The sequence below is a fragment of the Streptomyces sp. NPDC025273 genome (assembly GCF_040638585.1).
Lineage (GTDB): Bacteria > Actinomycetota > Actinomycetes > Streptomycetales > Streptomycetaceae > Streptomyces > Streptomyces cinereorectus.
On record NZ_JBEZYP010000019.1, the window covers coordinates 87,377 to 107,419 of the forward strand.

Annotated in this window: 18 protein-coding genes; 6 read left to right on the forward strand and 12 right to left on the reverse strand. The window is 72.2% G+C overall.

Annotated features, from left to right (window positions below):
* Positions 1-137: 137 nt before the first annotated feature.
* The 6 genes from AB0F38_RS26355 to AB0F38_RS26380 all read left to right on the forward strand — a co-directional run bounded on the left by AB0F38_RS26355 (position 138) and on the right by AB0F38_RS26380 (position 5,709).
* Positions 138-1,157, forward strand: a complete 1,020-nt coding sequence (locus AB0F38_RS26355; protein WP_361898203.1) for a hypothetical protein — start codon at positions 138-140, stop codon at positions 1,155-1,157.
* Positions 1,154-2,395, forward strand: a complete 1,242-nt coding sequence (locus AB0F38_RS26360; protein WP_361898205.1) for a histidine kinase — start codon at positions 1,154-1,156, stop codon at positions 2,393-2,395. The genes AB0F38_RS26355 and AB0F38_RS26360 overlap by 4 nt, the downstream gene beginning before the upstream one ends.
* Entirely contained in the window at positions 2,392-3,054 is a 663-nt protein-coding gene (locus tag AB0F38_RS26365; protein WP_361898208.1) for a response regulator transcription factor, read from the forward strand. Before AB0F38_RS26360 ends, AB0F38_RS26365 begins: the two co-directional genes overlap by 4 nt.
* A 432-nt stretch (positions 3,055-3,486) precedes the next feature.
* On the forward strand, positions 3,487-4,059 hold the full coding sequence (locus AB0F38_RS26370) for a SigE family RNA polymerase sigma factor (protein WP_361898211.1): 573 nt from the start codon (positions 3,487-3,489) through the stop codon (positions 4,057-4,059).
* Positions 4,059-4,760, forward strand: coding sequence for a hypothetical protein (locus AB0F38_RS26375; RefSeq protein WP_361898214.1), 702 nt, complete (start codon positions 4,059-4,061; stop codon positions 4,758-4,760). Before AB0F38_RS26370 ends, AB0F38_RS26375 begins: the two co-directional genes overlap by 1 nt.
* A gap of 106 nt (positions 4,761-4,866) precedes the next feature.
* On the forward strand, positions 4,867-5,709 hold the full coding sequence (locus tag AB0F38_RS26380; RefSeq protein ID WP_361898217.1) for a pectate lyase: 843 nt from the start codon (positions 4,867-4,869) through the stop codon (positions 5,707-5,709).
* On the opposite strand, the gene AB0F38_RS26385 is transcribed toward AB0F38_RS26380, so the two are convergent.
* The 12 genes from AB0F38_RS26385 to AB0F38_RS26440 all read right to left on the reverse strand — a co-directional run bounded on the left by AB0F38_RS26385 (position 5,706) and on the right by AB0F38_RS26440 (position 20,019).
* On the reverse strand, positions 5,706-6,836 hold the full coding sequence (locus tag AB0F38_RS26385; RefSeq protein ID WP_361898220.1) for a dienelactone hydrolase family protein: 1,131 nt from the start codon (positions 6,834-6,836) through the stop codon (positions 5,706-5,708). The two genes, AB0F38_RS26380 and AB0F38_RS26385, sit on opposite strands and share 4 nt — an antisense overlap.
* Complete coding sequence (locus tag AB0F38_RS26390; RefSeq protein WP_361898223.1) at positions 6,833-7,936, reverse strand: pectinesterase family protein; 1,104 nt, start codon at positions 7,934-7,936, stop codon at positions 6,833-6,835. Before AB0F38_RS26390 ends, AB0F38_RS26385 begins: the two co-directional genes overlap by 4 nt.
* A gap of 99 nt (positions 7,937-8,035) precedes the next feature.
* Positions 8,036-9,367, reverse strand: coding sequence for a pectate lyase (locus AB0F38_RS26395; protein ID WP_361898226.1), 1,332 nt, complete (start codon positions 9,365-9,367; stop codon positions 8,036-8,038).
* A gap of 49 nt (positions 9,368-9,416) precedes the next feature.
* Positions 9,417-10,244 (reverse strand): rhamnogalacturonan acetylesterase, encoded by an 828-nt coding sequence (locus tag AB0F38_RS26400; protein WP_361898229.1) that lies wholly within the window; start codon positions 10,242-10,244, stop codon positions 9,417-9,419.
* A 128-nt stretch (positions 10,245-10,372) separates the two neighbouring features.
* Entirely contained in the window at positions 10,373-11,707 is a 1,335-nt protein-coding gene (locus tag AB0F38_RS26405) for a sugar ABC transporter substrate-binding protein (protein WP_361898232.1), read from the reverse strand.
* Positions 11,708-11,820: 113 nt separating this feature from the next.
* Positions 11,821-13,350, reverse strand: coding sequence for a family 43 glycosylhydrolase (locus AB0F38_RS26410; protein WP_361898234.1), 1,530 nt, complete (start codon positions 13,348-13,350; stop codon positions 11,821-11,823).
* Positions 13,347-14,171 carry a PmoA family protein gene (locus tag AB0F38_RS26415; protein ID WP_361898237.1) on the reverse strand — a complete coding sequence of 275 codons (825 nt, stop codon included), beginning with the start codon at positions 14,169-14,171 and terminating at the stop codon, positions 13,347-13,349. Before AB0F38_RS26415 ends, AB0F38_RS26410 begins: the two co-directional genes overlap by 4 nt.
* Positions 14,168-15,337, reverse strand: a complete 1,170-nt coding sequence (locus AB0F38_RS26420) for a Gfo/Idh/MocA family oxidoreductase (RefSeq protein ID WP_361898239.1) — start codon at positions 15,335-15,337, stop codon at positions 14,168-14,170. Before AB0F38_RS26420 ends, AB0F38_RS26415 begins: the two co-directional genes overlap by 4 nt.
* Positions 15,338-15,419: 82 nt before the next feature.
* Positions 15,420-16,331 carry a carbohydrate ABC transporter permease gene (locus tag AB0F38_RS26425; RefSeq protein WP_361898242.1) on the reverse strand — a complete coding sequence of 304 codons (912 nt, stop codon included), beginning with the start codon at positions 16,329-16,331 and terminating at the stop codon, positions 15,420-15,422.
* Positions 16,328-17,260, reverse strand: a complete 933-nt coding sequence (locus AB0F38_RS26430; RefSeq protein ID WP_361898245.1) for a sugar ABC transporter permease — start codon at positions 17,258-17,260, stop codon at positions 16,328-16,330. The genes AB0F38_RS26425 and AB0F38_RS26430 overlap by 4 nt, the downstream gene beginning before the upstream one ends.
* A 120-nt stretch (positions 17,261-17,380) precedes the next feature.
* Positions 17,381-19,120, reverse strand: coding sequence for an L-arabinonate dehydratase (gene araD, locus AB0F38_RS26435; RefSeq protein WP_361898248.1), 1,740 nt, complete (start codon positions 19,118-19,120; stop codon positions 17,381-17,383).
* Positions 19,117-20,019: a dihydrodipicolinate synthase family protein gene (locus AB0F38_RS26440; RefSeq protein WP_361898318.1), complete on the reverse strand. Its 903-nt coding sequence runs from the start codon at positions 20,017-20,019 to the stop codon at positions 19,117-19,119. Before AB0F38_RS26440 ends, araD begins: the two co-directional genes overlap by 4 nt.
* Positions 20,020-20,043 lie beyond the last annotated feature (24 nt).

The following is a 20,043-nucleotide window of genomic DNA, read 5'->3' on the forward strand; positions in this document are numbered from 1 at the left end:
CACGGGTCGCCGGCACGGCCCGCCCGACGCGACGCCCGCCGCCCGCCGGAAGGCCGAGGGCGTCTCCGCCGTACGGCGGAGACGGATCGTCGCCGCGCAGGACGTGCGGGCGGGCGCCGCGCGCAATCGTGGGTGCCATGACACAGACACGGCTCGCACCCCGCATCCACGACACCCCGCCGCCGGTCCGCACCGGCCGGGCCCGCGTTCTGCTGCGCGTCCTCGCGATCGTCTCCTGCCTGCCCTATCTCTCGCTCAAGATCGCCTGGGTCGCGGGCAGCGAGATCGGCATTCCGGACGGCAGCGCGCTGCTCGACCACCGCATGACGATGGCCCTGGCCAACGCCGGGACGGTCCTGATGGACGGTGCCGTGATCGTCCTCGCCCTGCTGCTCACCCAGGCCTGGGGCCGGCGCGTGCGGGCCTGGCTGCTCGTCCTGCCGATGTGGATCGCGAGCGGGCTGCTCCTGCCGATCATGGCCGGCCTCCCGGTGCAGCTGCTGGTCGCCGCCGTCACCGGCAGGAGTCCGGCGTCCGCCGACTCGCGAGCCTTCCTGGACGACTGGGTCTTCGCCGTCGTCTACCCCGGTTTCGTCGTACAGGGCCTGGCCCTGGGCGCACTGTTCGCCCTGTACGCACGGGACCGCTGGGGCCACCTCTGGAAGGGCACCCTGCGCGATCTGCCCACGAGCCCCACCGACCCCGCCCTGCGCACCGCCGCCGTCGCCGCCTCGCTGCTCGCTGTCGTACCCGCCACGATGCACCTGCTCTGGGCGGCGGGTTCGACCGCGGGCCTCAACGGGACCCCGGCCACGGATCGCGCCGATGACTTCTACGCGCTCCAGGCGCTCGACGCCGTGTTCGCGGCCACCGCCGTCGCGGGGGTGCTGCTGCTCGCCTTCCGCCGCACCGGCGGGCTCTCCCTCAAGGTGCCGCTCGCGCTGGCCTGGGGCGGCTCCGGGGCGGTGGCCTGCTCGGGCGGCTGGCTGAGTGTCGCCTCGCTCGCCGGTATCGCGGAGACGGCCGACCTGCCCACGCCCGTGATGAGCGTGACCTACGCTGTGCAGATGCTGGTCGGGATGCTCGTCGTCACCTTGGGCGCGTACTTCTTCGTGGAGCGCGCCGCCGCGGCGAAGACCGCCGGTCCCCGCCCGTGACCCTGCTCCTGGGGCGCCGGGCCCGGCTGCGCTGGCTGCATCTGATCATCGGTGGCGCGCTGCTGATGCCGTACTTCCTGGTGGGCACGGTGATCGTCGGCTCGTACCGCTCCGGGGCCGACGTGTTCTCCGCGCCCGCCGACCAGTTCGCCGCCTTCGCGTTCGCGCTGCCGATGGCCGCGCTCACCGGTCTCTTCCCGCTCGTACGCCCGCTGTCGGTGGCGGCGGCCCGCTCCCTGTGCGGGATCCCGCCAGGGGTGCTCGCCGACGGTCCCGCCAGGACCCGGCAGGCGCGGGTCAGGGCCGCGTGCTGGTTCACCCTGCACGTGGCGCTCGGCGGCCTCGTCAGCGGGCTGACACTCGCGATGATCCCGTTCGCGCTGACCGTGATGGCGCTGCCGTTCTCCGCCGCGGTGCGCAACTCCCGGATGCTGGGTCTGCCGGAGGCGCTGGACCGGCCCTGGATCCTCGCCCTTGCGCCGTTCGCCGGGCTCGCGATGCTGCTGATACTGGCCGGCTGCGCCGCCGTGGCCGGGGCCGTGCTGGCCGGACGGGCCCCGGTGCTGCTGGGACCGACGCCCGACGACCGGCTGGCCGCGGCGGAGCGCCGGGCGGCCGATCTGGCGGTACGCAACCGGCTCGCCCGGGAGCTGCACGACTCGGTGGGCCATGCGCTGAGCGCCGTCACGCTCCAGGCGGGTGCGGCCCGCAGGGTCCTGGACAGCGACCCCGCGTTCGTACGGGAGGCGCTGGCGGCCATCGAGGAGACGACGCGCCGCACGGTCGGCGAACTCGACGCCGTGCTCGGCCTGTTGCGGCGCGGCGAGGACGAGGCGCACGGTCCCGCGCTCGACGCCCTGGACGCGCTGCTGGCACACTGCGGGGTCCCCGTGGCGTACACGGCCGAGGGCGACCCGGAGCTGGTCCCGGAGGCCGTGTCCAGGGAGGCGTACCGGATCGTGCAGGAGGGTCTGAGCAACGCGCTGCGGCACGGCGGGAGCGGTACGCGGGTGGAGCTGCGGATCGCGGTGGACGCGCGCGAACTGCGGCTCACCATGGACAATCCGCTGCCCGGTCAGGCGGCGGCGGTCCGTCCCGGCGGCGGGCGCGGACTGCGCGGCATCACCGAACGCGCCGTGCTGCTCGGTGGCAGCGCCCGCTCGGGTCCGCACACCGACGGCGTGTGGCGGATCACCGCCCGCCTCCCCCTGCACCACCCCGGACAGGAGAACCGATGAGCGACGGCACGGTCCGCATCGTCCTCGCCGACGACGAGCGCATGGTCCGTACGGCACTGCGCGTGATCCTGGAGGCGGAACCCGGCCTGGAGGTCGTCGGCGAGGCGGCCACGGGCGCCGAGGCGGTGTCCGTGGTGCGTGAGCTGCGGCCCGACGTGGTGCTCATGGACGTGCGGATGCCGGAGATCGACGGCATCCGCGCCACCGAGCGGATCCTCGCCACGCTGGACGATCCACCGCGGATCGTCGTCGTCACCACCTTCGAGAACGACTCCTACGTGTACGACGCCCTGCGCGCCGGGGCGGCGGGCTTCCTGCTGAAGCGGGCCGCGGCCGAGGACCTGGTCCAGGCGGTGCGGCTGGTGGCCCGCAGCGACTCGCTGCTGTTCCCCGCCGCGGTGCGCGGGCTGGCCGCCGAGTACGGGAGGCGGCGGGCCGCCGCGGCGCCGGCCTGGGTGGCGCGGCTGACCGAGCGGGAGGCGGAGGTGCTGCGGCTGATGGCGTCCGGCCTGACCAACGCGGAGATCGCCGGACGGCTGGCGGTGGGACCGGCCACGGCGAAGACTCATGTGGCGGCGGTGCTCGCCAAGACCGGTGCCCGCGACCGCACGCAGGCGGTGATCGCGGCGTACGAGTCGGGGTTCATCACTCCCGGCTGACGCCCGGCCGCCGAGGAGGGCACGGGCACGGCGCGGAACGGCGTGGACAACAGCAAGGCCCTTACACCTGGTTCACCTCGTACGCTAAGGACGAACCGACGGGCAGGCAGGTCGCGGTGGTCGTCGAGGACTCGGGGCGGCCCGCTCGGAGGTCAGCGGCAACGGCGCGGCCGGGCAGGGAGCTCGCGCACGTGGGTGCGGCTCCGCCCGGCGCGGCGTTCCTCGTCGCACGGTGACCCGTGACGGTAGCTGGATCGTTCACCCGTCACGGGTGGTTCAGGTTTTCGTGGTGTTGCGCCTTAATGGGATACGCACCCGCCCCGAGATGCCTCCGGGGTGCGCGTTGGTACGCTCTCGTCCCCGCGGACGGGAGTGTGAACGTACACAGCCCGTTCGAGCGTGCAGGGATCCATGTGCAGAGAAGGGGTACCCGTGGGCACAGTCGTGGACGATGCTGCTGCCGCCGAGTTCCATGCGTTCTTCGAGGCGCACTACGCCGAACTCGCCCGGCTGGCCCATCTCCTGACGGGTGAGGCCGACGCGGCGGACGATCTGGCGGCCGACGCGCTGATGGCGCTGTGGCACCGCTGGGACCGGGTCAGGGGTGCCGACCACCCGGTGGCGTACGCCCGGGGGGTCGTAGCCAACCTGGCCCGTACGCGCATCCGCAGCGCCGTGCGTGAGCGCCGCAGGATCGCGCTGTTCTGGGCACCGCGCGGGGCCGGGGACGGGTACGCCGTGGACGACCCGGACGTGTCGGCGGTGGTGGACGTCCAGGGGGCCCTGCGCCGGCTGCCGTTCCGGAAGCGGGCGTGTGTGGTGCTGCGTCACGCCTTCGACCTGTCCGAACGGGACACCGCACTCGTCCTGGGGATATCTGTCGGTACCGTGAAGAGCCAGACCTCGCGCGGTGTGGCGGAACTGCAACGGCTGCTCGGACCCGAGTCACCGGCCGCGCGGGTTCAGGTGGCCGTCGCCGCGCAGCGCACCGGAGGAAGGCACTGATGGACGAGGACCTGCGTGAGCGGCTGCACACCGCCGCCGCTTCGCACCGCCCCGACCGGGAACGGATGCTGGCCCGGATCGAGCGCGGCATGGCCGGGGAGCCACCGGTCCGCGTCCCGCACGCCCCGCGCACACCGAGGCCCTGGCTGCGGGTGGCGAGCGCCACGGCGGCGGTGTGCGGGGTGCTGGCGGCCGGTGCGTTCGCGGCCGCCTCGGCGGGGTCCGGGGAGCCGGAGGGCGGCCGGCGGGTGGCCGTCCAGCCCGCACCGGCCTCGCAGGAGCCGGCCCGGGGCGGTGCGCTGCCCGCCGAGAACGGGCCGCTGTGGTCGGACGGTTCGGCGGATCCCCACAGCAACAGGTACTGGGCGCAGAGCAATGTGACGGTCAAGGCCACGCAGCCGCTCCCGGAGCTCACCGTCGAGCTCCGGATCGCGCTGAACGGCGGGGTGAACACCACCGGTTCCTGGCGCTCCCTGCCGGCGAAGGACTTCACGGCGTCGGCCCGTGAGGAGGACGGTTTCCTCGTCTACCGGTGGACGCTGAAGCCGGGGCGGAGCGTGCCCGCGGGCACGCACACCTTCGCGGGGCAGTACAACCACGCGGAGGGCGGCCGTGACACCGGGCGGGACGACTACACGGTGCGGGCCCGCGCCGCCGGTGGACGGGCCGCGGTGGGCGGCGACTTCTCCGAGTCCCGCTGAGCGCGGAGCCCGGGAAAAAGATCCGGAACGGCGGCAACCATTTCGCCGGGCGGTGGCGACCAGGAGGCGAAACACTTCCCCACCCCCTAGGAACGGAACACCGACCATGAGGGAACGAGCCGCACTCCGGCCCACCCACCGGCGCCGCCCCGGCCGCCGCCGTACGGCCGCCGCGCTGACAGCGGCGCTGGGCCTCACCGGCGCCGCCCTGGCCACCAACGTGATGCTCCAGCCGGCCGGCGCGGCCGCCGCCGCGGTGCCCGCCTGGCCCACGGCCAAGGGCAGCCAGGCCGTCCCGTCGACCATCGAGGTCTCGGGGACGTACGACGGCGGACTGAAGCGCTTCTACGGAAGCGGTGACCTCGGCAGCGGGGGCCAGGACGAGGGCCAGGACCCGATCTTCAAGCTGAAGGACGGGGCGACGCTCAAGAACGTCGTCCTGGGCTCGCCCGCCGCGGACGGCATCCACTGCTCCGGCAGCTGCACGCTGCAGAACGTCTGGTGGGAGGACGTCGGCGAGGACGCCGCGTCCTTCAAGGGCACGTCGGCCGGCTCCGTGTACACGGTGTACGGCGGCGGCGCCCGGAAGGCCTCCGACAAGGTCTTCCAGTTCAACGGGGCCGGCAAGCTGGTCATCACGAAGTTCCAGGTCGCGGACTTCGGCAAGCTCGTCCGGTCCTGCGGCAACTGCTCCAAGCAGTACAAGCGCGACATCATCGTCAACGACGTGGACGTGACGGCGCCGGGCAAGTCCCTGGTCGGCATCAACACCAACTACGGGGACACGGCCGCGCTGCGCTCGGTCCGCATCCACGGCGACAGCAGCAAGAAGATCAAGCCCTGTGTCCGCTACACGGGCAACAACACCGGCGCCGAGCCGAAGCAGACCGGCAGCGGCCCGGACGGCACGTACTGCCGCTACACCGCTTCGGACCTCAGCTACGACTAGAGGGCGGTGGTTCGAGGCGCCCCCGCCGGGCAGGCTGTCGCGGCGGGGGCGCCGAGCCATGTGTCCAGCCAGGCGTACACCACGTCCTGCATGTCCGCCGTGAAGACGTGGCCGTGCTCCGGCCACACCGTGGTGGTGAGCCGGTCGCCGGCCCCCTGTTCGTCCCAGACGGCGCGCATCTTCGCGAACGCGCCCGCCACCCCGGCCGCCGGGAACAGCGGGTCCTGTCCGCCCGCGTGGAACAGGGCGGGCTTCGGGGCGGCGAGGGACGCCACGTCCGGGATGTCGAGGTAGCGGTGCAGTCCCGGGTGGAGCGTGAAGTACGCGGACTGGCCGCGCAGCGTGTTGTTGCCCGGGACCATCATGTCCTTGAGGCCCGTCATCCAGCAGACGGCGGCGGCGGCCCGGACGCCGTCGGAGAGGGCGGACAGCTGCCAGGCGCGGTACGCCCCCATGGAGAATCCCAGCGCCCCTACCCGCCGTTCGTCGACCTGGGGCAGTGAGGCGAGGAAGGCGGCGGCGCGGATGTCCTCGTGGGCGGTGAGTCCGGCCAGCGAGGTGCCCAGCTGGAAGAGGTTGGCGGCCAGGGCCTGCTGGTCGGCGTAGGCGAGCGGTCCTCTGTCGCCCCAGCCGAGGGTGTCCACGGCGAGCACGGCGTAGCCGCGGGCGGCCAGTTCGTCGCCCACGAACCGGCCGCCGTAGCAGGCGCCGGCCCACGCCGTGGCGCGCGGGAGCCGGACCGGGTCCGCCCAGGGGCGTACGACCTTCTCCCGGCCGATGGAGAATTCGGACCCGTGGTCGTGCAGCAGCAGCACCGCGGGGAAGGGCCCGGTGCCGTGCGGCAGCAGCAGCGAGCCGCGGGCCCGCGTGTACCGGCTGAGGGCGAACTCCACGGTGCGGCCGGTGAAGCGGCCGGCCGGGCGCTCGTCGACGGTCACCGGGTCGAAGGGCTCGGGGCCGGGGCCTGGAGGCTGCAGGAGTGCCTCCGCGGCCCTGGCGCGCGCCGCGGCGCGCCAGGCCGCGAAGTCCCGCGTCGCCGAGTTCTCCCGGGCGAGCGGGAAGGTCAGCCCGGCCTTGAGCTGCTCGTGGAACGCGGGCAGCACCCGCTGCGTGATGCCGTCGCTCACGCGTAGGGGCGCCAGTCGCCGAGGTACACGGCCGGGGTGTGCGAGCGGGCCTCCTGGTCGCTCAGCTGGGGACGTTCGGCGGGGACGGTGACGCGCGCGCCCCTGCCGGTGTTGCGGTACTCGGCGAAGCGCTGGTCCTGCCACGGGAAGCCCGCGGACATGGTGGCGTACGGCGTGACCGCGTCGATGCCCGCGCCGAGGCGGCTGTCGCGGACGGTGAGCATCGGACGGGCGGTGAGGTCCGAGGAGGGCACCCAGGGGCGGGCGAGTCTGTAGTACGCGTCGGGGGCGGTGCTGGTGACGCGGGAGCGCAGGACCAGGTAGCCGTGCGGGTTGGCTCCGGCTGTGCTGGGCGCGAAGACGAAGCCGTACGGGGCGGAGGCGAGGTCGGTGCGGGTGAGGGTGCGGAAGTGGCAGTGGTCGTAGACGGCGGTGGCGCGGCCGAACACGAAGTCGACGTCGCCCTCCACGTAGCAGTCGCGGTAGTACTGGCGGGCGAACGCGGTGAGCGCGGGGGAGTCGGCGTACAGGGTGTCCTGGTGGCCGAGGAAGCGGCACCCGTAGAACGCCGACCGGTCGCCCTGGACCTTGATCGCGACGGCCTGGGTGCCGGTGTACCCGGGGTTGTCGGAGCGCAGCCAGTCGTTGGCGAAGGTCACGTCGTGTGCGGTGAAGCCGGCGGCCTGGACGGTGACGGAGGCCGAGCCGCTGGTGCCGTAGGTGCCGGAGCCGTCGGGCTTGGGGGTGCCGGCCGCCCGGTTGTGGACGATGACGGTGTCGCGTGGGTCGCCGCTCGCGCCGATCAGGGTGAGGCCGGTCAGGGCCGCGCCGACGGTGACCGCCCCGCGGTAGGTGCCCGGAGCGAGCACCAGGGTGCGGCCGGTGCCGGTGGCCGCGTCGACGGCGGACCGGACGTCGGTGTGGTCGCCCCGGCCGTGCGGGTCCACGTACAGCGTCAGGGGGTCGAGGCGGCGGGCCGGTGAGCCGTAGCGGCCGAAGGGGCGGGGGCGTGCGGGGTGTGCGTGTGCGGCGGGGGCGCCGAGGGCGAGGGCGGCACTCCCGCCCGTGAGCAGGGACAGGGCACTGCGTCGGCTGAGCATGGCGGTACTCCTTCACGGGGGCGGGAGGGTGGGCCGGAGCGGCGTTCTCCGGGGTGGTGGAGAGTGCGGTGCCGCTCCGGCCGGCTCAGGTGCGCGTCGTCAGCGGCCCGATGTCCTGCCCGCTCCCGCCTTGAGGGCGACGAGCACGGGGACGACGAGCGGGTGGTCGACCCGGGTGCGCAGCTCGGGCGTCCAGCCGGCGCCCTCGGTGAGCTGCTCGGTGGGCACGCCCGCGTTGTGCACGGCGATCAGGTCGGTCTTCCGCCCGTTGACGTAGTTGTTCTCCGCCGTGAGGGAGGACTCGGACCACTTCTTGAGGATGGTCGCCTTGTCGAAGTCCGGTCCGACGGTGAACGCGTTGTGCTCGGCGACGAGTGCGGACTCGGCGCCGATGCCGTACGTGTAGCCGTAGGCGCTGCCCCGGGTGGCGACGAAGTGGTTGTTGTACGAGTCGACCTGGCCGAAGCGGACGCGGGGCGCGCGCTCCTTCACGTCCTTGAAGAGGTTGTGGTGCAGGGTGACGCGGAGCTTGCCGCGGTCGCTCGCCCCGGCGCCGTCGCTGTTGCCGATGAGCATGGTCTTGTCGTGGTCCTCGAGGACGTTCCACGAGACGGTGACCAGGTCGGCGCCGCGCACGATGTCGAAGAGGCCGTCGTGCTGCTGGTAGACCTGCCCGAAGTAGTGGGGCTGGCCGGCGTCGGGGCGGTCGCCGTCGCTGAAGGTGTTGTGGTCGACCCAGACGTGGCTGGAGCCGTGGACGACGAGGTTGTCGTACTCGGAGTTCCAGGCGCCCTCGTCCCCGTCGGTGGGGTCCCACTGGGGGAAGCAGTCGTAGGTGTCCTCGAAGGAGATGTTGCGGATGATGACGTTGGAGACGCCCTTGACCTGGAGGCCGGCGCCGATGACCGTGGCGTCCTCGCCGACGCCGACGAGCGTGGTGTTGGACGGGACCTGGACGTTGACGGCTGCCGCCTGCAGCTTCGCGGAGGCCGCGCGGGCGTCCTCCAGGGGACCCGACGGGACCTCGTCCCGGCCCCAGACCTCGGGGTCGTAGGCCGCGAGGTACTTCTCCAGGGTGTAGCCGTCCTGCTGGTAGGCCTCACAGCCGATCGGGGTGCCGTTGACGTCGGAGTTGCCGTGGATGGTGCCGACGATCCTGACGATCTTCGGTGCGTCGCCGGCGTCCTCGAAGGCGGCGACCAGCTCGGCGCGGTCGGTCACGGTGTAGACGTGGTCGGGCGTGGCCTTCGAGCCGCCCGTGGTGGATCCCCCGGCGGCGGCCCAGCCGTCGCCGGCGGGAAGGACGGCTCTCTCGATCCCCGTGCCGTGGCGCGGCTGGGCCGCCTGGGCGGGGACGCTCACGGCGAGGGCCACCGAGGCACAGCCCATCACCACGGCGATGGCTCGGACGTGACGCATGCGTGCGGGCATGGCGAATCCTTAACTGTCGTACGGAGGAGGAAGGAGCGGGTTGCGCGCGTCAGACCGGCTGCGGCCAGGTGATCCACCCGGTGGGGACCGGTTCGTCGAGGCGGCGCAGGTCACGCGGGGTGAGGACACCGCCGTCCAGCAGTGCGCGGGCGGTCGTCCGGGCCACGTCCACGGCACCCGGCGGCCTGAAGTGGGTGTTGTCCTGCTTGCCGTCGGGGTAGTTGGGCGACTCGCCGGGCTCCAGCCAGTTGAAGCAGGCCTCGGTGCCGTCCGGGCCGAGCTCCTGCCAGCGGGCGAGGGAGAGCGCCTGGACGTCGATCAGGGGTACGCCCTCCTCGGCGGCCAGGGCGGTCATCGCGGCGGGGTATTCACCGTGGGTGGGCTTCGCGGTGCCGTCGGCGGCGAACCGCCGCCGCTCGACGGAGGTGAGCAGTACGGGCTCCGCCCGCCGGGCGCGGGCGCCCTCGACGTACTGGCGGAGGTAGTCCTGGTAGGTGGTGTAGGGGTCGGTGCCGCGGGCCGGGTCCTCGGTCTTCTCGTCGTTGTGACCGAACTGGACGAGGAGGAGATCACCCGGTCGGACGCCCCGCAGGAGTGCGGTGAGGCGTCCCTCGTCGATGAAGCTCTTGGAGCTCCGGCCGTTCACCGCGTGGTTGGCGACCGTGAGGTGGTGGCCGAGGAAGAAGGGCAGGGCCATGCCCCAGCCGGTCTCGGGTGCGGCGTCGGAGTATTTCTGGGCGGCCGTGGAGTCGCCCGCGATGTGCAGGGTCCGGGGCCGGGGCCTGCCCCCGCCGGCGTATGCGGCCGCGGGGGTGGCGGAGAGCGCGAGGGGCAGCGCGACGAGCGCGGCCGCTGTCCGTCTGCGGGTGAGTGACACAGGGAGACTGCCTCTCTCGGAGGGCGTGCGGAACGGGGTGCACGAGGAGGGGGACCGGCGGCGGAGCGCGACCTGGACCGCCGCCGGTCCCCCGGTCACCGGGGTTGCGGTCGTTCGGGACGGCCGGGTCAGCCGTTGCCCAGCTCCTGCCATTCCTTGTTGGCGGCGTTGAGCTCGTCGGCCATCTTGTCCAGGAACGCCTTGGCCGTGACCTTGCCGAGCAGCAGCTTCTGGAACTCGGGCTCGTTGTCCGCCTTGCTGATGTTGTTCCAGTCGGGCAGGTAGTACGGCAGGTCGACGATCTTGGTGGACCCGTCGGTGAGGGCCTTCGCGGCGAGCGCGGTGGGCTCGGTCTCGTTGATCCAGGGGTCCTTGGCCGCCTCGGTGTTGGCCGGGATGGCGCCCGCGGACTCGTTCCACTTGCTGTTCGACTCGTGCGAGGCGGCGAACTCGATGAACTTCCAGGCCGCGTTCTTGTTGTTGCTCGACCGGAACAGGCCCAGCCCGTCGACGGGGTTGGAGACCTGGACGCGGGTGCCGCCCTCACCGATGGGTGCGGGGATGCCGGCGAACTTCTCCTCGCCCAGCGCCTTCAGGTGGTCCTGGTAGGAGCCGAGGTTGTGGCTCAGCATGCCGATGGTGCCGGTGTCCCACTGGGCGACCATCTTGGTGAAGTCGTTGTTGACGTCGGCGGCCGGCGTCGTCTTCTTGAAGAGGGCGGCGTACTTCTCCAGCGCCTCGACGTTCTTCGGGTCGTTGAGCGTCGTCCTGTCGCCGTCCCAGAACGACGTGATCCCGGACTGGCCGTAGACGGCGTCGAGGGCCTGGGCGATGGAGCCCGCCCCGCCGCGGATGGTGTAGCCGAACTTGTTGTTCTTCGTGTCGGTGAGCTTGTCTGCGGCCTCGTAGAACTTGGGCCAGGTGGTGGGTGCCTCCAGCCCGGCCGCCTCGAACAGGTCGGTGCGGTACCAGAGGGCACCGTTGTTGGCGGAGGTGGGCATGGAGTACATGTCGTCGCCGCGGCCGGCCGCGGCTCTGACGCTCTCGACCATGCCCTCGACGAGCTGCCCCTTCAGCGGGGACTTCTCCAGCCGCTTGTTGATCGGCTCGAGCGCCTCCTGCGACACGATGTTCGCGAGGTAGGCGGTGCTGATGCCGCCCACGTCGGGCAGCCCGCCTCCCGCTATGGCGGTGTCGTACTTGGACTGGACGTCGGCGATCGGGATCGGGACGTACTTGACCTTGATGTCCGGGTTCTTCTTCTCGAAGTCCTTGATGATCTCGGTCCAGATGGCGGTGCGTGGACCGCCGTTGTTGTCCCAGAAGGTGATCTCGCCCTTGCCGCTGCCTTCCGTGCCTGAGCTGCTGCCGTCGTCCCCGCACGCGGTGGCCGTCAGGGCGAGTGCGGCCGCCAGGGAGACCGCTGCCGCGGCGCGCCCCCGCTGCGTCTTCGAGATAGTCATCGTCGGCTCTTCTCTCTCGGTTCTGTCGGTGGGATCACTGGTGTCGCAGGTGCTGTTCGGTACGTGCCGTGGGGGGCGGTGATCGGTAGGGGGACGCGGGTGGGGTCCCGGGGTCAGCCGCCGGTACGGAAGGCGGTGAACTCGGCCGTTCCGGCGGGGCCCGTCCCGGCCGGTGCGGTGGCGAAGAGGCCGAGCAGGGCGCCCACCCAGCGCCACGGCGCGGCGGCGAAGACCTGGCCCGAGGGCCGGAATCCGTCGCCGGTGTCGGCGAGGAAGCGGCAGCGGGCACCCGCGGTGACCTCGATGCGGAGCCGTGCCCTTCCTCCGGGGGCCGCGCGGGCGTGCGCGGCGTCCCGCTCGTGTTCGGCGGTGCCCTCGGCGTAGCGGTGCACGAGCCGGGGCGTTCCGTCCGCCCCGGCCTCCAGCCCGATCCAGCTGAAGGCGTCGCCCAGCACGGCGAGTCCGGCGTTGGCGCCGGGCTCGTCGCTGTTCAGCACGAGGTCCGCCTCGACGGCGAACTCCTCGGCCGGCAGCCGCTGGACCAGGACGTTGGGCAGGGCCCGCAGGTCGTGCGCGTACGCGGTCCGTACGCAGCTGAGCCGCAGTCCGTCCCCGGCGTGCTCGACCGTCCAGCCGGGCCTGGGGGTGGCCGTCCACTGCCACTGCCTGCCGTACCGGCCGCCGGGGAAGTCGTCACCGACGGCCGGAGCTTCCACGGGCTGCTCGGGAGCAGCCGGTTTGGTGTGTACCCGGACGGGCGCGCCGCCGTCGCCGATGACGGGCCAGCCCTCCGCGTCCCAGCGCATCGGCTGGAGGTGGACGACCCGTCCGTAGGCCCCCCGCGCCTGGAAGTGCAGGAACCAGTCCTCACCGGCGGTGGTGCGCACCCAGCCGCCCTGGTGGGGGCCGTTGACGTCGGTGCGGCCCTGGGCCAGGACGACGCGTTCCTCGTACGGACCGGTGAAGTCCTGCGACCGGAAGGCGCCCTGCCAGCCGGTCTCCACTCCCCCGGCGGGGGCGAAGATCCAGAAGTGGCCGTCGTGGCGGTAGAGCTTGGGGCCTTCCAGGGTGAACCAGCCGGGGATCGTGTCGGCGTCGACGATGACCGTGCCCTCGTCGAGCAGTTCACGTCCGTCGGGGCTCATGCGGTGGCCGGTGAGCCGGTTCTTGATCCCGGAGCGGGACTTGGCCCAGGCGTGCACGAGGTAGGCCTCGCCGGTCTCCTCGTCCCACAGCGGGCAGGCGTCGATGAGCCCCTTTCCCGCCTTGAGGAGGTGCGGAGCGCTCCACGGGCCGCGGATGTCCTCGGCGTTGATCTGCTGGATGCCGTGGTCGGGGTCGCCCCAGAAGATCCAGAAGCGTCCGGCGTGGTGACGCAGCGAGGGGGCCCACACCCCGCGGTCGTGGCGGGGCACGGCGAAGTCGGCGGCGGGTTCGAGGCGGTGCAGCGCGTGGCCGATGAGGGTCCAGTTGACGAGGTCGCGCGAGTGCAGCAGGGGCAGTCCCGGCACGCGGCCGAAGCTCGACGCGGTGAGGTAGTAGTCGTCGCCGACGCGCACGACGTCCGGGTCCGACCAGTCGGAGTTCAGGACGGGGTTGCGGTACGTACCGTCGCCGAGGTCGGCCGTCCAGGGTCTGCTCATGCGGCTGCCGCCCTGCGGGCGTAGGCGGCGGCGGTGTCCCGGTCGAGCCGGCCGTCCGCGACGACGGTCACGACGCGTCGGACGACGGTGGCTCCGGCGGGGACGGGCAGCCGGCGGTCCGCCGCGAGGGAGGATCCGACCCCCGGGTATTCGGTGGTCCGCACGAACCAGGGGTCGCGCCGGGTCTCGTCGGTGGCCCCGGCGAAGACCAGGGTCCAGCCGTCCCCGGCGAGGGCCAGCCAGTCGGCGGCCCTGCCGTGCACCGCTTCCTCGCCGTCGTGGGTTCCGCTGAAGACGGCGGGTGCCGCGGGCTCCTTGGGGGCGCGCCAGAAGAAGCCGCCGTATCCGGCGCCGGGGCGGCCGTTGGTGGCGGGGCTGCCGATGGAGAGGTCCGTGCCGCCGCGGTTGGTGAGGGAGAAGGAGAAGTCCAGCGCCCAGGCGGTGCCGGAGAGTTCGCCGACGGCGACGGTGCGGTGCTCGCGCAGCAGTTCGGTGCCGTCGGCCTCCCAGCCGAGTTCCTCCACGAAGCCGTCCGGGTCGCGGAGTTTCCAGCCGAGGTGGCGCTGCACCCCGTGGTTGTCGAGCGCGGTGGGGCCCTGGCCGCGGACGTAGGTGCGTCCGCCCCAGAAGTTGTGGCCGGCCACGTCGGGTACGGCGACGGAGGCGCCCAGGTGGTGGATGTGGTCGGCGGGGCGTTCCTCGGTGACGGGGATGCCGGCGAGGGTGGTGACGGGGTGGAGGTAGGGGCGGCCGTCCGGGTCCGGCCCGTAGCCGTAGCGGGCGACGGGGCGGCCGGCGCAGCTGAGGAGTGCGGTGGTCATGGGGAGCTCACCTCGCTGGGTCGCGCCCAGGAGGCGCCTAGTTCGGAGAAGAGGGTGAGGGTGTCGGCACCGGCGGCGACCATGGCGTCGATGCCGCGCACGACGCGCCGCACCCCGCCGGCGGGCCCGTCGGGCCGGCTGTGCCAGGCGGTGGCGGGCAGTGCGACGGGCTCGGGGGCGGTGCGTACGGCCTCGACGACCCGCATGAACGCGCCGGTGCGCTCCGGCGGTACGAGGAGTCCGGTGCCGTGCGCCAGGTGGTCGACGAGGTTCTCCAGGAGGTCGGTCCGTCCGTGCACGGCCTCCTCGGGTCCGTGTCCGGCGCGCTGGATCAGGACGCGGTCCTGCTTGTACCAGAAGGTGATCCGGCCCCGGTCGCCGTGGACGATGACGTACGGCTCCCCGGCCTCCTCGGCGCAGAGGGTGACGGCGGCGGTGACGGGAAGCCCGTCGGTGGTGGTGACGCGGACGCAGCTGGTGTCGTCCGCCTCGATGTCGTGGGCCCGGAACAGCTCGGTCTCGATGGACACCACGTCCTGCGCCGTCCCGCGGCCGGCGATCTCCAGTGCGGTGGCCACGGCGTGCGCCAGCGGGTTGGTGAGGACGCCGTCGACGACGTCGGTCCCGCCGATCTTCCGGCGCCCGGCCCAGGGGGCCCGCCGGAAGTAGGCGTCGTCGCGGACCCAGGCGCCTGCGGCGCCGATGCCGCGCACGGTTCCGACGGCTCCGGAGCGTACGAGTTCCTTGATGGCGGGCACGGCGTGCGAGCCGAAGGACTGGAAGCCGACCTGGCAGGCGATGCCCGCCTCCCGTACCCCGTCGGCCATCCGGGAGTAGTCGGCCCAGGTCGCGGCGGGCGGCTTCTCCAGGAGGAGGTGGACGCCGCGGGACGCCGCGGTCAGGGCCAGCTCGGTGTGGGTCGGGATGGGGGTGCAGATGACGGCGACGTGCGCGCCGGTGGAGTCCAGGAGCGCCCCGAAGTCGGCGGACTGCTCGGGCATCTCGCCGGCGAAGGAAGCGAGTTCGTCGTCGGTCAGCGGGTTCAGCTCACAGATCCCGGCCAGCCTGACGAGGCCCTGGTGCTGGAGGCGCCGGAGGTTGGCGAGGTGCCAGCGGCCGTGGCCGCGGGCACCGGCCAGGACGACGGGCAGCGGTGTCGTGCTCATCGGGCCCTCCCCTCGCCGGCCTCACGGGCGGCCTCGGCGGCGGTGCGGCGCCCGGTGTGCGGGCGGCGTGCGGTCATGTCCGTCATCCCTTCACGGCGCCGGCGCTGAAGCCGGTGATGAGCCACTTCTGGATGAAGGCGAAGACGATCACCACGGGTACGGCGGCGATGACTCCGCCCGCGGCCAGCGCGCCCAGGTCGACGCTGTCGGCGCCGATCAGGGTGTTGAGGCCGACCGGGATCGTCTGCTTGTCCTGCTCGCTGAGGAACATCAGGGCGAACAGGAAGTGGTTCCAGCTGTGCACGAAGGCGAAGGAGCCGACGGCGATCAGTCCGGGGCGCAGCAGCGGCAGGACGACCGCGCAGAAGGCCTTGAAGCGCGAGCAGCCGTCGACCCAGGCCGCCTCCTCCAGGGAGACCGGCACGTTCTTGATGAAGCCGCTGATCAGGATGATCGACAGGGGGAGCTGGAAGACGGTCTCCGCGATGACGACACTCCCCAGGGAGTTGATCATCTGGAGGTTCTTGAAGATCTCGAACAGCGGGACGAGCATCAGCGCGCCCGGGATGAACTGCGAGCAGAGCAGCGCCAGCATGAAGGCGCCCTTGATCCTGAAGTCGAACCGGGCCAGGGCGTAGCCGCCGGCCAGGGCGACCAGCGTCGTGGCGATCAGCGTGGCGACGCCGACGATCATGCTGTTCTGGAAGAAGAGGGCGAAACTGCGCTCGTTCCAGACCTTGGAGAAGTGGTCCCCCGTCACCGGCCAGGGCACCAGCGACGTGGAGCCGGCGGGCCGTACGGCGAACAGGAACATCCAGTAGAACGGGATGAGCGTGAAGAGCAGGTAGAGGCCGAGCGGCAGGTAGATCTGCCAGCGCGGTACGTCGTCGAAGGCACGCTCGCGCCTGGCCGGGCGGCGCGAGGGGGGCGGCGGGGCGCCGTGCCGCGCGGACCGCTGCGTGGCGTTGTCCTTCTCTACGAGTGCGGCAGTCACTTGTGGTCGCCTCCGAACTTGCTCAGGCGCAGATAGACGATCGAGCAGAAGAGGAGGATCACGAAGGCGACGGTGGTGAGCGCGGAGGCGTAGCCGAAGTCGTGACCCTCGATGCCTGTGTTGGCGACGTACAGCGGCAGGGTCGTGGTCTCGCCGGCCGGTCCGCCTCCGGTGAGGGTGTAGAGCAGGTCGACGTTGTTGAACTCCCAGACACCGCGCAGCAGCGTGGCGAGGATGATCGCGTCCCGCAGGTGCGGGAGGGTGATGTGGAAGAACTGCCGCATCCGGCCCGCGCCGTCGACCGACGCCGCCTCGTACAGCTCCTTGGAGACGGACTGCAGGTCGGCGAGGATGAGGATGGCGAAGAAGGGCACACCGCGCCAGAGTTCGGAGATGGTCGCCGCCCAGAAGACGGTCCCGGTGTCGGAGAGCACCGAGGTCCCGTACTCGCCGATCCCGGCGTCCGCGAGGTAGCGGCTGAAGCCGGTCGAGGAGTTGTAGAGCAGGATCCAGATGGTGCTGGTCAGCACACCGGACACGGCCCAGGGAGAGAAGACCATGGCCCGGGATATGCCGCGCCCGACGAAGGTCTGGTTGACGATCAGGGCGAGGGCGAGGCCGAGCGCGAGCTGCAGGGTGACCTGGGTGAAGACCCACTGGGCGCTGAAGCCGAGCGTCGACCAGAACTGGTCGTCCTCGGTGAAGATCCGCTTGAAGTTGTCGAAGCCGGCGAAGCCGTTCCGCCACGGCTTGGTGACGTTGTAGTTCTGCAGGCTGTAGTAGAAGACGCTGATCACCGGGTAGGCGATGAAGCCCAGCATCAGCAGGCCCGCGGGCGCGATCAGCAGATACGGCAGGCGGCGGGGGCTCGCCGAGCGGCGCCGGGGCGCCTCGGGCGGCGGTGTGGCCACGGCGGCGGTGTGGGCCATGACACGTCTCCGATCTCTGGGAAGTGCTGGGGGTGCCGTGTGTGGTGCAGGGAGTGCGCAAGCGCTTACCGCATGCCGTTCGGCGGGCCGGACAGACGGTGCGCGGAATCCTCCGGGCCGTCAGCCCGCGTACGGGTCGGGCACTTCTCCCTGCCGTGCCAGGAACGCGAAGTCGCATCCGGTGTCGGCCTGGGTGATCTGGTCCTGGTAGAGCGCCCCGTATCCGCGCCCGTACCGTGCGGGCGGCGGTGTCCACCGGGCCCTGCGCAGCTCCAGTTCGTCGTCGGGAACACCGAGGTGGAGCAGCCGCGCCTCGACGTCCAGGGTGATCAGGTCGCCGGTGCGGACCAGGGCGAGGGGCCCGCCGACGAACGACTCGGGCGCGATGTGCAGGACGCACGCCCCGTAACTGGTGCCGCTCATCCGGGCGTCGGAGATCCGCACCATGTCCCGTACACCCTGCTTCAGCAGGTAGTCCGGGATCGGCAGCATGCCGTACTCGGGCATGCCGGGACCGCCCTTGGGGCCGGCGTTGCGCAGGACCAGCACGTGCTCCGGGGTGATGGCCAGGGCCGGGTCGTTGATGGTGCGCTGCATCTCCCTGTAGTCGTCGAAGACGACCGCGGGTCCGGTGTGGCGCAGCAGGTGCGGCTCGGCGGCGATGTGCTTGATGACCGCGCCGTCGGGGCAGAGGTTGCCGCGCAGCACCGCCACGCCGCCCTCCTCGGCCAGGGGGTTGTCCCGCTCCCGGATGACGTCGGTGTTGTGCACCAGCGCCCCGTCGAGCTGTTCGCGCAGGGTGGTGTGCGCGACGGTGGGGCGGTCCAGGTGCAGTACGTCGGTGAGCCGCGCCAGGAATCCGGGCAGCCCGCCGGCGAAGTGGAAGTCCTCCATCAGGTACGCGCCGCCGGGGCGGAGGTTGGCGAGCACCGGGACGGTGCGGGCGATGCGGTCGAAGTCGTCCAGGGTGAGCTTCACCCCGGAGCGGCCCGCCATCGCGATCAGGTGGATGACGGCGTTGGTGGAGCCGCCGAGCGCGAGGACGGTGGCGACGGCGTCCTCGTACGCGTCGGCGGTGAGGATCTTCGACAACGTCAGCTGTTGCCACACCAGTTCGACGATACGGAGGCCCGACTCCGCGGCCATCCGGTCGTGACCGGAGTCGACGGCCGGGATGGAGGAGGCGCCCGGCACCGTGACGCCCAGCGCCTCGGCGGCGGCCGTCAGGGTGGACGCGGTGCCCATCGTCATGCAGTGGCCGGGCGAGCGGGCGAGCCCGTTCTCCAGTTCGGCCATCTCGCAGTCGCCGATCAGCCCGGCCCGCTTGTCGTCCCAGTACTTCCACATGTCCGTGCCGGAGCCGAGGACCTCGTTGCGCCAGTGGCCCGGCAGCATCGGCCCGGCGGGCACGAAGACGGTCGGCAGGTCGACGGACGCGGCGCCCATGAGAAGCGCGGGCGTCGACTTGTCGCAGCCGCCCAGCAGCACGGCGCCGTCGACGGGGTAGGAGCGCAGCAGCTCCTCCGTCTCCATCGCCAGCATGTTGCGGTAGAGCATCGGGGTCGGCTTCTGGAAGGTCTCCGAGAGCGTGGAGACCGGGAATTCGAGCGGGAAGCCGCCGGCCTGCCAGACGCCCCGCTTGACCGCCTGAGCGCGGTCACGCAGGTGGACGTGGCAGGGGTTGATGTCGGACCAGGTGTTCAGGATCGCGATGACCGGCTTGCCCAGGTGCTCCTGGGGGAGGTAGCCGAGCTGCCGGGTGCGGGCCCGGTGGCTGAACGAGCGGAGCCCGTCCGTTCCGTACCACTGGTGGCTGCGCAGCTCCTGGGGGGTGATGCGGGCGCCTTCGGTCCCGGTCATACGGACCACCCGGCGACCTGGTTCGCGACCTCGGCGCGCTGCGCCTCGGGCAGGACCCGGCTCGGTGCGCGGACGTCGCGCCGGCACAGGCCGAGCGAGGCCAGGGCCTCCTTGACGACGGTCACGTTGTTGGCGGACTGCCGGTCGGCGCGCAGTTCCTCGAAGCGGCGGATCTGTTCCCAGACCTTCATCGCCGCCGTGTAGTCGCCGGCCCGCAGCGCCTCCAGCATCGTCAGCGAGACACCGGGGGCGACGTTGACGAGGCCGGAGGTGAACCCCGTGGCGCCGGTGGCGAAGTAGGAGGGGGCGTAGAGCTCGGCGAGCCCGGCCACCCAGACGAACCGCTCCAGCCCGGCGTCCCGGGCGAAGGCACCGAAGCGGGCGGCGTCCGGGACGGCGTACTTCACACCGATGACGTTGGGGCACCTGTCGGCGAGCTCGGCGAGCCGCTCACCGGCGAGCAGCGGATTGCGGATGTAGGGGACGACGCCGAGCTCAGGAACGGCCTCGGCGATGGCCCGGTGGTAGTCGACCCAGCCGTCCTGCGCGACGTAGGGGTGCACCGGCTGGTGCACCATCACCATCTCGGCGCCCGCGTCCCTGGCGTGCTCGGCGGCGGCGACGGCGGTGGGCACGTCGTGGCCGACGCCCACCAGGACGGTGGCCCGGCCACTTGTCTCGTCGAGGGTGAGCTCGGTGACGGTGCGCCGCTCGTCCGGGGTCAGCGCGTAGAACTCGCCGGTGTTGCCGTTCGGGGTGACGATGCGGACTCCACCGTCGAGCAGTCTTCGCAGCAGGGCGCGGTGCACCGCGGTGTCGATGCCTCCGTCCTCGGCGAACGGGGTCACCGGGATCGCCACAACGTCTGCGAGGGCCGCCTTCAGCGGGGAGAGGTCCATGCGGACTGGCCTTTCGTCGAGGTG